The sequence below is a fragment of the Vibrio sp. LB10LO1 genome, assembly GCF_010092875.1.
GTDB lineage: Bacteria > Pseudomonadota > Gammaproteobacteria > Enterobacterales > Vibrionaceae > Vibrio > Vibrio campbellii.
Genome location: NZ_JAADJW010000087.1, coordinates 1 through 1,213 on the forward strand (window position 1 = coordinate 1; position 1,213 = coordinate 1,213).

At 38.9% G+C, this 1,213-nt stretch carries 1 protein-coding gene; it reads right to left on the reverse strand.

The window, feature by feature from the left end; all coding sequences use genetic code 11:
- Window positions 1-101 precede the first annotated feature (101 nt).
- Window positions 102-1,058, reverse strand: a complete 957-nt coding sequence (locus GXP65_RS24915) for a hypothetical protein (protein WP_205455640.1) — start codon at window positions 1,056-1,058, stop codon at window positions 102-104.
- Window positions 1,059-1,213 lie beyond the last annotated feature (155 nt).

Sequence of the window (1,213 nt, forward strand, 5' to 3'; positions counted from 1 at the left end):
CATAACGCCGCATTAAGGTGTGAGCGGCGCTTGGCTATACTTGAGCGAAGCGAAACCGCCAAGCGTTGCGAATCACTCTTAAATGCTTTGTTAGCATACTTTTACAACAACATTGACTCTAATGATTCTTTTGAAGAACCCTCAGATATTAACTGGGAATAGATCGTATAATCCCCAATAACTTCTTCGTGTTTTAGATAAAACCTTGGATCGTTACAACCTGTCTCATACAAGTACAACTCAGTCATAGTATCAAGCAATACAAACAGTCGAATACAGTTTTCTCTAGAGGAAAACTGTTCTTCGGTAAGCATATGAGACGCTAAGTGTCGATTAAAGCTACCGTAAGCCACACCATGTTCTGAGTTCAAATAAAAATGGTTTAATAGAATCTCATCACAAGCTTTTGCATATATATGATAAAACAGAGGATTACCCGGGCACGGGTTCCGCCGATATCCATTTCTAAAGAATTTTTTTAGTTCATCAAATTTTGGTTTAGATTCACCATGTTGATACCCAAGCCACTTCAAAATAATTCCCTCAATAATAGGGGCTAATGTTAAAAAACAACTGTGGTAATTCTTTCGGTAGTAACAGACTAAAGCTGAGTCAATATAACTAGAAAATGACTTGAAAGCATCAAAATGCTGAAACCTACCTAGCTTTTGATGTGCTCTCATTTTCGGGTTCATCACCAATTGTTCGATGAACAGTATCAATGTACTTTCATCAAAGTACTCTCGGCGTCTAAACGAGTTAATCAACTCATATTGATACAGTGTAACGGTTGTTGGCAGGCATAATGCTTTTGATGCTAAGAACGTCATAGCTTCCAGCATCAAATCAATAGTCGCAAGATCAGTGCACGAGACATTTTGTTTAACTTGATCCTCAAGTCGTTTCTTTCTGGAAAGCTCTAAGTTTAGTGAGTACACCTTTTCACTAATACGGTTCCAATTTTCCTCAGTAATGCTGTATTGCTTTTTAATACCTGCCACATCATCGCTATTACGCAGATATTCCAGAACAATAGGTACTAATTCTTTTGTTTTCATTATGCCTCTGACTTATTGCTTCCGGTTGTATGCTAACGCCCTGCTAAGGGGTGAGCAACGCAATACCAAAGCCGCCGCATACCACCTTAATCGCCAAATTGAACGCATAGTAAAAATGCCACGCGTTGCGAATCCCTCTTGAGCAGTTTGTTAGT